This window comes from Chthoniobacter flavus Ellin428 (assembly GCF_000173075.1).
In the GTDB taxonomy this organism is placed as follows: Bacteria; Verrucomicrobiota; Verrucomicrobiia; order Chthoniobacterales; family Chthoniobacteraceae; genus Chthoniobacter; species Chthoniobacter flavus.
In genome coordinates this window covers 112232-125934 of the sequence record NZ_ABVL01000016.1, presented here as the reverse complement: position 1 = coordinate 125934, position 13703 = coordinate 112232, and the positions used below count along the sequence as shown (strand labels likewise).

The window sequence follows — 13703 nt, the reverse complement described above, 5'->3', positions numbered from 1 at the left end:
CGCCTCTCACACACATTCGTTACCTGAGCCTTTAGGGGTTTGGTTTGGAGGGGCGGGCGCCACCCAGTGCGGCCCCGCCCCTCTTTCCGTTTTCATCGGTCATTACGCACTTTTTTAAAACGCTTTATGACAGTAACTCCTCTGCTCCGGCGTACCCGCTCACGCATCTGGCTGCGCCTGCTGGTCTGGAGTTTTTACTCACTCCTCACCTTGCTGCCATTGCGCGGAGCCGACAGCGCGCGGCAGACTATCGCCAAGGCGATTCTCGAGGAGGATGCGGACAAGAAGACCGCGTTGATCAACAGCCTCATCGGGCAGTCCGACCCGGTCATTCCCGTGCTGTTGACCTCGTGGAAGGAGGACACGATTTTCTCTGCAAGATCGACGACGATCACAAGGTGCCCGTGACGTTGCTCGAGGAAAAAGATGCGGATGACAAACAAGCCGCCCTCCGCGTGGACGACGGCCAGCCGCTCAAAGACGCCGCCGGAAAGCCGGTGCGCCTCGTGGCCAGCGACCTGGATACCGCGGAGCACGACTCCAATCTCCGCGCGACGATGAAGGGCGTGCTCGACATGCTCGCGCTGAGCGATCCCGACCGCGACAAGCGGTTCACGGCGATCGGCATGCTCGGCATGTTGCAGAATCCGGAGAAATTGCCCGCGCTCTTCAAGCTGCAGCAGACGGAAAAAGACGGAAAGGTGCGGGCCGCGTTGAACGAGGCCATCGCACGCATTCAGCTCAAGGACGAAAAGCCCGAGGTGCAGATCGCCGCGGCCAAGGCGCTCGGCGCGATGGGCTCGATCGCCAGCCAGGATTCGCTCACGCAACTCGCCAAAGACAGCGCCGGCAAACCGGCCGTGGTTCAGGCGGCCAACGCGGCCGTCGCCGATATCGTTGCCCACATCAAGAGGGTGAACACCGCCAGCGCCGCTTTCCACGGGCTTTCGACGGGCTCGATTCTCCTCGTCGCGGCGATCGGCCTCGCCATCACCTTCGGTCTGATGGGCGTGATCAACATGGCCCATGGAGAGCTCATCGCCGTGGGTGCTTACACGACCTATGTCATCCAGGGACTCTTCGCCACCGGCGTCGTGTTGCAGATCCCGCTGTTCTTCACCCAGCCTTACACCCTTCGCCTTTCGGGCTTGGGTCTTCAGGGCAGCAAACTCGACTTTTACTTTCTCATCGCTCTGCCGATGAGCTTCATCGTCGCCGCGCTCGTTGGAATTTTGCTGGAGCGTTGTGTCATCCGCTTCCTCTACCGCCGCCCGCTGGAAAGTCTCCTCGCGACGTGGGGCGTTTCGCTCGTCCTCCAGCAGCTTTTCCGGCTCACCTTCGGGGCGAATAACGTGCAGGTCTACAGCCCGGCGTATCTCAGCGGCAACTGGACCATCTCCGACATCACCTTCGACTGGAACCGCGTCTTCGTCATTGGCTTCGCCGTCGTCATCATCATCGGCACGCATCTTCTGCTCACGCGCACGTCGCTCGGTCTGCTCATCCGCGCCGTGGTGCAGAACCGCACCATGGCGGCCTGCATGGGCGTGAAGACCGAAAGGGTGAACATGCTCACCTTCGGCTTCGGCAGCGGGCCTCGCGGGCCTGGCCGGCGCGTTCCTCAGCCAGATCGGCAATGTCGGTCCGAGCCTCGGGCAGGATTACATCGTCAATGCCTTCATGACCGTGGTCGTGGGTGGCGTCGGCAATCTCATCGGCACGGTGATCAGCGCGCTGGGGCATCGGGGTCATCGATCAAAGCTTGCAACAAACCCTCGGCAATCCGGTGCTCGGCAAGATCCTCGTGCTCGTCGGCATCATCCTCTTCCTGCAATGGCGCCCCGCGGGCATTTTCGTCACCAAGAGCCGGAGCCTGGAGGAATGAGCCGCGCGCTGACGATCACTCCCCTTTTCCTTCGATGAAACGCAACATCTCCAAGATCGAACTCGGCCTCGCAACGCTCATCGCGCTGATTCTCATCGTCGCGCTCCCGGCGCTGAATGCGTCCGGGGCGGTGAGCAATTTCACGATCAACCTCTGGGGCAAATATCTCTGCTACGGCCTGCTCGCGATCTCGGTGGACCTGCTCTGGGGGTATACCGGTCTGCTCAGTCTTGGCCAGTCACTCTTCTTCTCTCTCGGCGGTTACATGCTCGGCATGAATCTCATGCTCATGATCGGGAAGGATGGCCAGTACTACAAGTCGGGGAACAATCCGAATCTATTGCCGGATTTCATGGTCTTCCTCGGCCATACGTTTTTGCCTTCGTTTTGGCGGCCGTTCTATTCGTTCCCGGTCGCAGTGCTGATGGTCATCGCCGTGCCGGGCCTGCTCGCGCTGATCTTCGGGTTCTTCGGTTTCCGCTCGCGCATCAAGGGCGTGTATTTCTCCATCCTCACCCAGGCGCTCACTTACGCAGCTTACATCTTCCTGCTGCAGAATGATGTCACCATGGGCGGCAACAACGGCTTCACCGATTTCAAGCGCATCCTCGGCTACAACTTACGTGAGCCCGCCACCCAACGCGGACTTTATATCGCGACCGCGCTGCTCCTCGTCGCGGTGTATGTCTTCGCCCGCTGGCTCACGACGACGAAGTTCGGCCTCGTGCAGCGGGCCATTCGCGACTCGGAAACGCGCGTGCTCTTCTCCGGTTACGCTGCGGCGAACTACAAGCTCTTCATCTTCGTCGTGGCGGGAATCATCGCCGCGCTCGGGGGCGCGCTGTATGTTCCGCAGGTCGGGATCATCAACCCCAGCGAATTGGCGACGGATAAATCGCTCGAGGCCGTGGTCTGGTGCGCGGTCGGCGGACGCGGGACGATCGTCGGCCCCATCATCGGCGCAATCGGTGTCAACGCGCTCAAGAGTTGGGCGACGACGAAGTATCCCGATTACTGGCTGATCATCCTCGGAGTGCTCTTCATCCTCATCGTCCTCTTCATGCCGAAGGGCATTGTCGGATTGCCCGCGCAATTGCGCGGGCTGTTGAAAAAGAAACCGGCACCTCCGGAAACGGCACCGGTCGCCCCCAATGTGGAACCCGCCAACGCCAAGTCATGAAAATCGAAAGCACGCAGAAACAGTTTCTCCTCGCGGCGGAAGGCGTGAACAAAACCTTCAGCGGATTCAAGGCGATCACGGATCTCAACTTCTATCTCGATCGCGGCGAATTGCGCACCGTCATCGGCCCCAATGGCGCCGGCAAGACGACCTTCCTCGATCTCATCACCGGCCGCACCAAGCCGGACGCCGGCAAGATCGAATTCGAAGGCACGCACGACGTGACGCGGATGAATGAATACCAGATCTATCGTCTCGGTATCGGACGGAAATTTCAGACGCCCACGGTCTACACCGACCATTCCGTGTGGGAAAACCTGCTTCTCTCGCTCGAAGGCAGTCGCGGAGTGTGGTCCTCGCTCTTCCATCGCCCCAGCAGTACGGAGCGGGATCGGATGGATGAGATCCTGAAGATCATCAACCTCACCAACCAACGCGATTGGAAAGCCGGCGCGCTGGCGCACGGCCAGAAACAGTGGCTGGAAATCGGCATGCTGCTCGCGCAAAACGCCAAGCTCTTGCTCGTCGACGAACCCGCCGCCGGCATGACCGACATCGAGACGCACAAGACCGGCGAACTGCTCCTCTCGCTCGCCGGCGAACACACCATCGTCGTCATCGAGCACGACATGGTTTTCGTCCGCCAGATCGCCGCCGGCCGCAAAGTCACGGTGCTGCACCAGGGCTCGGTGCTCTGCGAAGGCGGCGTGGACGAAGTCCAAAACAACGAACGCGTCCTCGACGTCTATCTCGGCCGCAAGAAACGCCATGCGTAGGACAGTGACCGTTCTTAATCTTAATCCTAATCTTAATCTTACTCTCAAGCGCCTCGGAGGGATTACGATTAAGATTAGGATTAAGAATCACTCTCTTCGTCTCGCCGACGCCCCATTACCAAACGCGGATTACTAATCGCCTTTCCAAAAACATGCTCACCGTCCAATCCCTCGAACTCTCCATCGGCGGCAGCCGCATCTTGCGCGGCGTGGAATTCGAAGTACCCGACCATCAATGCTTCTGCCTCATGGGCCGCAACGGCGTAGGCAAGACCAGCACTTTACGCAGCATCACCGGCGTGATGAAACCCAGCGCCGGCAAGATCACGCTCGATGGCAAGGACATCACCAAACTTTCCAGCGAAGCGCGCGCCGCCGCCGGCATCGGCTACGTGCCGCAAGGGCGCGACATTTTCCCGCAACTTACCGTGGAGGAAAACCTGCACATCGGCGCCATTGCCCTCGGCAAAAAGCCCAATGGCAGCCTCGATCGGGTCTTCTCTCTCTTCCCCATTCTCAAGGAGTTCCTGCCGCGCAAGGGCGGCATGCTTTCCGGCGGCCAGCAGCAGCAACTCGCCATCGGCCGAGCGCTGCTCACCGAGCCGAAGATCCTCATCCTCGATGAACCGACCGAGGGCATTCAGCCCAACATCATCGACCAGATCGGCGAGGCCATTAAGCTGCTGCGCCGCGGAGGCCATCACAACGAGGCCGCCCTGCTCGCCACGGTGAGTCAGGCGTTGAAGCGAGCGAAGGAAAATGAGAGCGTGCTTCCATCGGCGATGCTCGATGAAGCCACGGAGACCGCCACGGTGCTGCTCAAGGAAGGCATCGAAAAACACCCCGCGCTCTTCAATCGCTTCGCCGACTGCATCGAGGCCCTGCGTAAATCCCAGTCGACCGGAACCATCCTTAGCGATGAAATCGGCAGTGCCCTGCAGCAACTCCATGGCGAAGAGAAAATCAGCATCCTGCTCGTCGAGCAGTATCTCGACTTCTGCAAAGAACTCGCCGACTCCTTCGCCATTATGGACCGCGGCGCGGTGGTCTGCGCCGGCACCGTCGACGCATTGACCGACGACGTCGTAAAAAAATATCTCACGGTCTAGGCTGAACGGGATTTAGGCGTGCCCAACTCCCCCACAGCCTTCTAACTGTCGGCCATGACCGCACCGAACCGCATCGTTGTTTTAGATGGCTACACGCTCAATCCCGGCGACCTGAGCTGGTCCGCGCTCGAGGAATTGGGGCCGGTGAATCTCCACGAACACACCGCGCCCGAAAAGGTTCTAGAACGCGCCCAGGGCGCACCGATCGTTCTCACGAACAAGACGGTTCTTACCGGCGACACGCTCCGCGCCCTGCCGGACTTGCGCTATATCGGCGTCCTCGCCACGGGGTACAACGTCGTGGACATCGCCGTCGCCGCGGAACTCGGCATTCCGGTGACGAACGTGCCGGGCTACGCAGCCGCATCGGTCTCGCAGGCCGTCTTCGCGCTGATCCTGGAACTGGCCAATCGTACCGGCGACCACGCCCGCGCCGTCTCCGCCGGGCGCTGGGCGAAGAGCCGCGACTTTTGCTTTTGGGATGCACCGTTGGTCGAGTTGTCGGGTCTGACGCTCGGCATCGTCGGCTTCGGCGCGATCGGACGCGACGTGAGCAACATCGCCCCGGCGCCTTCGGCATGCACGTGATCGTCAACTCTCGCCGCACCGTCGAGGGCGTGGAGAATGTCGCTCTCGATGATCTCTTCGCGCGAGCCGACGTCATCTCGCTCCACTGCCCACTCACGCCGGAGACCAAGGATCTGGTCAACGCCGCCCGGCTGGCGCGGATGAAGCCATCCGCTTTCCTGATTAACACGGGCCGCGGCCCGCTGATCGACGAAGCCGCCCTGGCTGATGCTCTGAATCGCGGCCAAATCGCCGGCGCCGGGCTCGACGTGCTCGCCAAGGAACCACCCGCGGTCGACAACCCGCTCTTCACCGCGAAGAATTGTTTCATCACGCCGCACATCGCCTGGGCGACGAAAGCCTCGCGTGACCGGTTGCTGACCACGAGCGTGGCCAATATCCGCGCATTCCTCGCCGGCACGCCCCAAAACGTGGTCAATCCCAAGGCATAATCGCCATCGCCAATCTGCCCTCTTTCGTTTCAAACTGAACCAACACCATGCATCTCTCCCCTCGCGATCAGGAAAAACTGCTCGTGGTGACCGCCGCCGATCTGGCGCGCCGGCGGCAGGCCCGCGGCTTGAAGCTCAACTACCCCGAGGCCATCGCCATCATTACCTACGAGATCCTCGAGGGCGCGCGTGACGGCAAATCCGTCGCCGAGTTGATGAGCTTCGGCACGACGATTTTGAAACGCAGCGATGTCATGGAAGGCGTCGCCGAAATGATCCACGAAGTGCAGGTCGAGGGCACGTTCCCCGACGGCACGAAGCTCGTCACCGTCCATCATCCAATCCGCTAACGACTTATGATCCCGGGGGAAATTATCGTCGCCAGTGAGCCCGGCGAATTGGTCGTCAACGCAGGGCTCGAAACGAAAACGCTGCAGGTCGCGAACACCGGTGACCGCCCGATTCAAGTCGGCAGCCACTTTCATTTTTACGAAGTGAATTCCGCGTTGCGCTTCGACCGCGAGGCCGCGCGCGGCTTCCGCCTGAACATCGCCGCCGGCACCGCCGTGCGCTTCGAACCCGGCGACACCAAGGAAGTCTCGCTCGTCGCCCTCGCCGGCAAACGCGAGGTCTACGGACTCAACAACAAAATCGACGGCAAGCTATGAAAATGACGCGCCGGCAGTATGCCGAGATGTTTGGCCCGACGACCGGTGACCAGGTGCGGTTGGCGGACACGGAGCTCTTCATCGAAGTGGAGCGGGACTTGATCGCCGAGGCGGGCGCGCGCGGCGATGAGGTGAAATTTGGCGGCGCCAAAGTCATCCGCGATGGCATGGGGCAATCGCCCACGGCCAGGGATGCGGAAGCGCTCGACCTGGTCATCACCAATGCGCTGGTACTCGACGCCGTGCAGGGCGTGATCAAGGCAGACATCGGCATCAAACACGGACGCATCGTAGGGCTCGGGCATGCGGGCAATCCCGGCATTCAACAGGGCATTACCCACGGACTCGTCATCGGCGCGGCGACGGAAGTGATCGCGGGCGAAGGCTGCATCATTACCGCCGGCGGGATCGACACGCATATCCATTTCATCTGCCCGCAACAAATCGAGCACGCTCTGGCCAGCGGCGTGACCACAATGATCGGCGGCGGCACCGGTCCGGCGCACGGCACTTACGCCACGACCTGCACACCCGGTAAATGGAACCTGCACCGCATGCTCGAAGCCGCGGACGAGTATCCAATGAATCTCGGCTTCTTCGGCAAGGGGAACTGCGCGACCCACGAACCCTTGCGCGAGCAGGTGCTGGCCGGCGCGGTCGGGCTCAAGCTCCACGAAGACTGGGGCACCACGCCAGGCGCGATTAACAGTTGCCTCGAAGTGGCCGATGAACTCGACATCCAGGTCGCCATCCACACCGACACATTGAATGAATCCGGCTTCGTGGAGGACACCATCCGCGCCTTCAAGGGTCGCACCATTCACACCTTCCACAGCGAAGGCGCGGGCGGCGGCCATGCGCCGGATATCATCCGCGTGTGCGGCGAAGCCAACGTGCTGCCGTCGTCGACCAATCCGACGCGGCCCTTTACAGTCAACACCATCGATGAACACCTGGACATGCTCATGGTGTGCCATCATCTCGACTCGAAGATTCCCGAAGACGTCGCCTTCGCCGAATCGCGCATCCGGCCCGAGACCATCGCCGCGGAAGATCTGCTGCACGATCTCGGCGCGTTCTCGATGATGTCGAGCGACTCGCAAGCCATGGGGCGCGTCGGCGAAGTCATCATCCGCACCTGGCAGACGGCGCATAAGATGAAGACGCAATTCGGCAAACTCGACGCACCGGTGCACACCGCCGCGGATAACTTCCGCGCACTGCGTTACATCGCGAAGTACACGATCAATCCCGCCATCTCCCACGGCATCGCCCACGAAGTCGGGAGCATCGAACCCGGCAAACTGGCGGACCTCGTCGTCTGGAAACCGGCCTTCTTCGGGGTGAAGCCGGAGGTCGTCTTAAAAGGCGGTCTCATCGCCACCGCCAACATGGGCGATCCGAACGCCAGCATTCCCACGCCGCAGCCGACCTTCTATCGGAACCAATTCGCCGCGCACGGCCGCGCCAAATACTCGACGTCGGTCACGTTCGTCAGCACCGCCTCGTTGCACTGTGGTCATCTCGGCGACCTGCATCTCGCCAAGCGCCTCGTCGCGGTGAAGAACACGCGCAAAATCTCCAAGCGCAACCTGCTGTGGAATGACGTGCTGCCGAAAATCGAAGTCGACCCGGAAACCTACACGGTGAAAGCCGACGGCCGCGTGCTGACCTGCGAGCCCGCCAAAGTGCTGCCCATGGCGCAGCGTTACTTTTTGTTCTAGCGGTGGAATTGATTTATCACGCGCTGAGCGAACAACCGGAGTCACTGCCCGTGCTGCGCATTCCTGTCGAACGCCTCACACTGGCCAAGCGGCGGTGGCGCGGCGTAGCGGAAGATGGGCAGGAATTTGGCTTCGACCTGGAGACACCGCTGGCGGATGGCGCAGCGGTTTTTCAAAGCGAGGTTGCGGTCTATGTGCTCGCGCAGAAATATGAACCGGTGTTGGAAGTGCGGACTTCGGAATGCGGAGTGCGGAATGGCGGGGATGCGGCGCGGCTCGGATGGATGATCGGGAATCTGCATTTCCAAATCGAGATCGTGGAGGACGTGGTGCGGGTGATGGATGATCCCGCGGTGCGACAGCTTTTCGAACGCGAAGGGATTATCTACTCGGCGTGCAAGCGGGTGTTTCATCCGTTGAGCGGAGGGCATCGGCATTGAAAGGATGAAGGATGAAAATCTCCATTGGCTGCCGTTTTTGTTGCAGACGGCGGATGCGCTGTTTCCCACGGGGGCTTATGCGCATTCGTTGGGGTTTGAGGAAATCGTGCGGCTGGGGTTGGTGCGCGATGAGCGTTCGCTTGGCGAATTTCTCCATCGGCAAATTATTCCGGCGCAGCGGCAGCATGAACTGCCTTACCTGCGTTTCGCCTGTGAGGCGGCGCGGGATGGGCATCTCGCCGAGTTGCGCCGTCTCGATCTGGAAATCAGCGCGTGGAAGCTGGCGGCAGAGACGCGCTCGGCCAGCGCTCAACTCGGCACGCGGCGGTTGAAGGCGCTGCGCACCATTGGCGATGCGCCGTTGCTCGGCGCTTTCGATACGCTCATCGCCCGCGGCACCTGCGCGGGGCATCACCTCGTGGTCTGCGGATTGCAGGCCAGCGTCGAGGGCGTCCCGCTCGAAGCGGCACTCGCGGCTTATTTTTACCAATCTCTCGCCGCGCTGGGCGCCGCGGCGCTCAAGCTGATCCGCATCGGCCAGGATGGCGTGCAGCGCGTCCTGCGCGCGGCCAGCATGGAAGCGAATAGCGTGACACCAGCATCGCTGCTCGTATCGCGTGCCCACGCCGGATGGTTCAATCCCCTGCTGGAAATCGCCAGCATGCGCCACGAGCGCGCCTTCGAGCGGCTCTTCATTTCCTAGGCTAAGAAAACCGCGCGCTTCCGGGTAACGACCTTGCCTTTCCCGCACTTTCTTCCGCTCCACTCGCCCTTCCAATTGCGCTTTGGGGCGAAATGAGTAAGTAGTCGGGCTTTTTTGTCTACCCCTTCTCCATGATCTCCCGTCGCGATGCCCTCCAACGTCTCACCCTCCTGCTCGGCGGCGCGCTATCCGCGCAACTCACCGCCGGCGTGCTGGGACAAGTCATCAACCTCGGCCCGAGCGTACCGATCAGCGCCGCGCAGCAGAAGCTGCTCACGGAACTCGCCGACACGATCATCCCCACCACCGACACCCCGGGCGCCAAAGCGGCCGGCGCCGAGCAGTTCATCATCCGCGTCATGCGCGACTGCTACGTGCTCGAGGATCAGGAGGCATTTTACGCTGGGTTGTCCAAGCTCGAAGACGACTGCCACCGCCTGCACAACCAGAGCTTCGTCGACCTCGACGCCCCGCGCCGCCACGAACTGGTGAAGCAAACCGCCATCAGCAACAAAGCCTTCTTCCATCGCCTCCGCGAGCTCACCGTCACCGGCTATTTTTGCTCGGAAATCGGCGCGACCAAGGCCCTCGAATATCTCCCCATCCCTGGCCGCTTCGAAGGCGACGTCCCCTTCAAGCCCGGACAAAAAGCGTGGGCCCTCTAACTTCAACTTTCGACTCTTCGACCCATGGCTAATTTCAATATCGACGCAAAAAAGGAACTGACCTACGACGCCATCGTCATCGGCTCCGGTGTTTCCGGCGGATGGGCAGCGAAGGAGCTGACCGAAAAAGGTCTGCGCGTGCTGATGCTCGAGCGCGGCAAGCAACTCGAGCACATTACCGGCTACGAAAACGCCCTCAAGGCACCGTGGGAACTGAAATACGACGGCCGCCTCACCACGCAGCAGATCGAATCGCACCCGAAGCTTTCGCGCGACTATCCGTACAATGAAATGACGGAGAAGTATTGGATGAACGACTCCGACTCGCTCTACCGCGAGAAGAAGCGCTTCGACTGGTTCCGCCCGAACATCGTCGGCGGAAAATCCATCATGTGGGGCCGGCAGTCGTATCGGTTGAGCGACATCGACTTCGAGGCCAACCTGCGCGACGGCATCGCCGTCGACTGGCCCATCCGTTACGCAGACATCGCGCCGTGGTATTCCCACGCGGAAAAATTCGCCGGCATCTCCGGCGAAAAGCTCGGCCTGCCGCAATTGCCGGACGGCGAATTCCTGCCGCCCATGGACATGTATTACCTGGAGAAGGAAGTGCGGAAACGGCTGGAGAAATCCTTCCCCGGTCGCGTCATGACCATCGGCCGCGTGGCCAATCTCTCCAAGGCCGCCGAGGAACAGCTTGGCGTCGGGCGCGGCCCGTGCCAGTTCCGCAATCGCTGCTCGTGGGGTTGCCCGTTCGGCGCCTACTTCAGCACGCAATCCTCCACCCTGCCCGCGGCGGCCAAGACCGGCCGACTCACTCTGCGCCCGGATTCCGTGGTCACGGAAATCACCTTCGACAACGACACCCAGCGCGCCACCGGCGTGCGGGTGCGCGATGCGGTGACGATGCAGGACCGCGAGTATTTCGCGAAGATCATCTTCGTGTGCGCCAGCGCCATCAGCTCCACCGCGCTGCTCATGCACTCCACGTCCGATCGTTTCCCGAACGGCATGGGCAATGATTCCGATCAACTGGGCCGCAACCTCATGGATCACCACTTCCGCACCGGCGCCAGCGGCCGTTGGGAAGGCGGCCACGATCACTACTATTACGGCCGCCGCGCGAATGGCATTTACATCCCGCGCTATCGCAACATCGGCGACGACAAGCGCGATTACCTCCGCGGCTTCGGCTATCAAGGCGGTGCGAGCCGGGGCAATTGGCAGCGCAACGTGGCCGAGCTTTCCTTCGGAGCCGATCTCAAGGACGAGCTTACGCAGCCCGGCGAGTGGACCATGGGCCTCGGCGGTTTCGGCGAAACCCTGCCCTACAGCGACAACCGCATGTTGCTCGACAAGGAAACGCGCGACAAGTGGGGCCTGCCCGTCGTCGTGTTCGACGCCGAGATCCGCGACAACGAAAAGAAGATGCGCATCGACATGGCCAATGACGCCAAGGAAATGCTCGAAGCCGCCGGCCTCAAGGATGTGAAGGCCTACGACAAGGGTTCCTTCCCCGGCATGGCCATTCACGAAATGGGCACCGCCCGCATGGGCCGCGACCCGAAGACCTCGGTGCTCAATGGCCACAACCAGATCCACGCCGTGAAGAACGTCTTCATGACCGATGGGGCGTGCATGGTCTCCACCTCGTGCGTCAACCCCTCGCTCACCTACATGGCCCTTACCGCCCGCGCCGCGGATTTTGCGGTGGAGGAGATGAAGAAGCTGAACTTGTGACGGCTATTCGAACGGCCTGGCGCTCGATCCGTAGCGCCAGCGCCTTCGTAAAAACACCGCTCCGCGCGAAAACCCGCGGAGATTGGAGGTGCTTCGACTCCGCCCGTGCTTCCCCGCTCCGCTCAGCATGACGGCTTTTTTACGGTGCTGGTGCTCCAAATTTGACGCCTTAGCTGGCGATCCCATCGCGGCAAATGGCCTAAAGACTTTCCACCGGAGGGAAGTGCGCTAGAAAAGCGGAGTGACTTCATCCAAAAAACGTGCTGTTCGAATCGGGATCGGCGGGCCGGTGGGCTCGGGGAAGACGATGCTCGTATTGCGGCTTTGCCAGTGGTTGCGCGAGGAGATGTCGCTGGCGGTGGTGACCAATGACATCTACACGCGCGAGGATGCGGAGTTTCTCGTGCGCAACGAGGCGCTGCCGGCAGAGCGCGTAATCGGCGTGGAGACGGGCGGGTGCCCGCACACGGCGATTCGCGACGATACGTCCATGAACATGGCGGCGATCGCGGAGCTCGAGAAACGGCATCCGGAGGTGGAGGTGATTCTCGTGGAGAGCGGCGGGGATAATTTGTCGGCGACGTTTTCGCCGGAGTTGGTGGAGGCGTTCATTTACGTCATCGATGTGGCCGAGGGGGACAAGATTCCGCGCAAGGGCGGGCCGGCGATTCGGCACAGCGATCTGCTGCTCATCAACAAGATCGAGCTGGCGCCTTATGTGGGCGCGGATCTGCAGGTGATGGCGCGGGATGCGAAGCTGATGCGCGGCGAACGGCCGTTTTTGTTTGCCGACTTGCGCTCGGAGAAGGGCAAGGAGGAGTTGCTCGCATGGTTACGGCGTGAGGTGTTGTTTGTGTGAGTGCGGAGGAATGTGAGGACGCGGAGACACCCCTGGTGAAATCGCGGGGTCTTTCGACTGCGTGCCCCGCCGCTTTGCCACCGGGGCACTCCGCTCAGGATGACAAACGGGGAGGACGAGGACTCAGCGGGCACTTGCGGCTGGTGTGCAGTGTGGATGAACTGGGGCGGACTTATTTACGGGAGCAGTCGTTTTGTGCGCCGGTGCATTTGAGCAAGCCGCATCTCGAAGAAGATGTGCTGGTGGTGAATGTCGTAAATCCGACAGCGGGATTGTTGGCGGGAGATCGCGTGCACTACGACGTGACCGTGGAATCGGGCGCGCGGGTGTTGCTCACCGCACCGAGTGCCAGCCGGGCGCATCGGATTGTGGAAGGCGATGCGCGGGTGACGCAGGAATTTCGGGTGGCCAGCGGCGGGTGGCTGGAGAGCTGGCCGGAGATGTTCATTCCGCAAGGTGGAGCGCGTTATCGACAGCGGACGACGGTGCGCGTGGAGGAAGGCGGCGAGGCGTTGCTCATCGAGATGATTGCGCCGGGGCGGACGGCTTCGGGGGAAGTGTTTGCCTTTACCGAGTTGGACTGGGAGACGGAGATTTTTCTGGGGACCGGGAAGATTGCCCGGGAGCGGTACGTGCTCACGCCGGAGAGCCCGACCCTCGCGGCGATGCGGGCCCCATTTCCGGAGGCGTACTACGCGAGTTGTTTTGTGATTTCACCCCACTTGCGGACGGATGCGAAGTGCTGGCAGCAGATCCATGATTTGCACGCGGAGGACGCGTGGGTGGGTTGCAGTGCGCTGGTTAAAGGTGGGTGGGCAATTCGTGTGGTTGCGGCGGGAAGCGTGGCGTTACGGAGGACGGTGGCAGCGATTCGAGCGGAGGTTTATGCGGCACTGGGCAAACAGGCGCCGGGGCTGCGACGGAATTAAAGAACC

13 protein-coding genes and 1 pseudogene are annotated in these 13703 nt (G+C 61.5%); all 14 read left to right on the top strand.

What is annotated here, in order from left to right:
* The first annotated feature begins 126 nt into the window (after positions 1-126).
* The 14 genes and pseudogenes from CFE428DRAFT_RS39110 (at position 127) to CFE428DRAFT_RS34260 (ending at position 13697) form a co-directional block, all read left to right on the top strand.
* Entirely contained in the window at positions 127-408 is a 282-nt protein-coding gene (locus tag CFE428DRAFT_RS39110) for a hypothetical protein (protein WP_006981955.1), read from the top strand.
* A complete protein-coding gene (gene urtC, locus CFE428DRAFT_RS41550) occupies positions 351-3065 on the top strand; it encodes an urea ABC transporter permease subunit UrtC (RefSeq protein WP_006981954.1) in 2715 nt (904 codons plus the stop codon). Before CFE428DRAFT_RS39110 ends, urtC begins: the two co-directional genes overlap by 58 nt.
* The gene (gene urtD, locus CFE428DRAFT_RS22475; protein WP_006981953.1) at positions 3062-3841 is read left to right on the top strand and encodes an urea ABC transporter ATP-binding protein UrtD; all 780 of its coding nucleotides are present in this window, start codon (positions 3062-3064) and stop codon (positions 3839-3841) included. Before urtC ends, urtD begins: the two co-directional genes overlap by 4 nt.
* Positions 3842-3993: 152 nt before the next feature.
* Positions 3994-4950: an ATP-binding cassette domain-containing protein gene (locus CFE428DRAFT_RS39100; RefSeq protein WP_006981952.1), complete on the top strand. Its 957-nt coding sequence runs from the start codon at positions 3994-3996 to the stop codon at positions 4948-4950.
* Positions 4951-5004: 54 nt separating this feature from the next.
* Positions 5005-5969: pseudogene (locus tag CFE428DRAFT_RS41265) on the top strand (D-2-hydroxyacid dehydrogenase).
* Between the two features lie 47 nt (positions 5970-6016).
* The gene (locus CFE428DRAFT_RS22460; RefSeq protein ID WP_006981949.1) at positions 6017-6319 is read left to right on the top strand and encodes an urease subunit gamma; all 303 of its coding nucleotides are present in this window, start codon (positions 6017-6019) and stop codon (positions 6317-6319) included.
* Positions 6320-6325: 6 nt separating this feature from the next.
* The gene (locus CFE428DRAFT_RS22455; RefSeq protein ID WP_006981948.1) at positions 6326-6637 is read left to right on the top strand and encodes an urease subunit beta; all 312 of its coding nucleotides are present in this window, start codon (positions 6326-6328) and stop codon (positions 6635-6637) included.
* A complete protein-coding gene (gene ureC, locus CFE428DRAFT_RS22450; RefSeq protein ID WP_006981947.1) occupies positions 6634-8361 on the top strand; it encodes an urease subunit alpha in 1728 nt (575 codons plus the stop codon). The genes CFE428DRAFT_RS22455 and ureC overlap by 4 nt, the downstream gene beginning before the upstream one ends.
* 2 nt (positions 8362-8363) lie before the next feature.
* Complete coding sequence (locus CFE428DRAFT_RS22445) at positions 8364-8801, top strand: urease accessory protein UreE (RefSeq protein WP_006981946.1); 438 nt, start codon at positions 8364-8366, stop codon at positions 8799-8801.
* Positions 8802-8805: 4 nt separating this feature from the next.
* Positions 8806-9504 carry an urease accessory protein UreF gene (locus CFE428DRAFT_RS22440; protein WP_006981945.1) on the top strand — a complete coding sequence of 233 codons (699 nt, stop codon included), beginning with the start codon at positions 8806-8808 and terminating at the stop codon, positions 9502-9504.
* Positions 9505-9638: 134 nt separating this feature from the next.
* Entirely contained in the window at positions 9639-10169 is a 531-nt protein-coding gene (locus CFE428DRAFT_RS22435) for a gluconate 2-dehydrogenase subunit 3 family protein (protein ID WP_042725582.1), read from the top strand.
* 24 nt (positions 10170-10193) lie between these two features.
* The gene (locus CFE428DRAFT_RS22430) at positions 10194-11909 is read left to right on the top strand and encodes a GMC oxidoreductase (RefSeq protein ID WP_006981943.1); all 1716 of its coding nucleotides are present in this window, start codon (positions 10194-10196) and stop codon (positions 11907-11909) included.
* Positions 11910-12216: 307 nt separating this feature from the next.
* A complete protein-coding gene (gene ureG / locus CFE428DRAFT_RS22425; protein WP_006981942.1) occupies positions 12217-12768 on the top strand; it encodes an urease accessory protein UreG in 552 nt (183 codons plus the stop codon).
* Between the two features lie 209 nt (positions 12769-12977).
* Positions 12978-13697 (top strand): urease accessory protein UreD, encoded by a 720-nt coding sequence (locus tag CFE428DRAFT_RS34260; RefSeq protein ID WP_157447597.1) that lies wholly within the window; start codon positions 12978-12980, stop codon positions 13695-13697.
* The last annotated feature ends 6 nt before the right edge of the window (positions 13698-13703 follow it).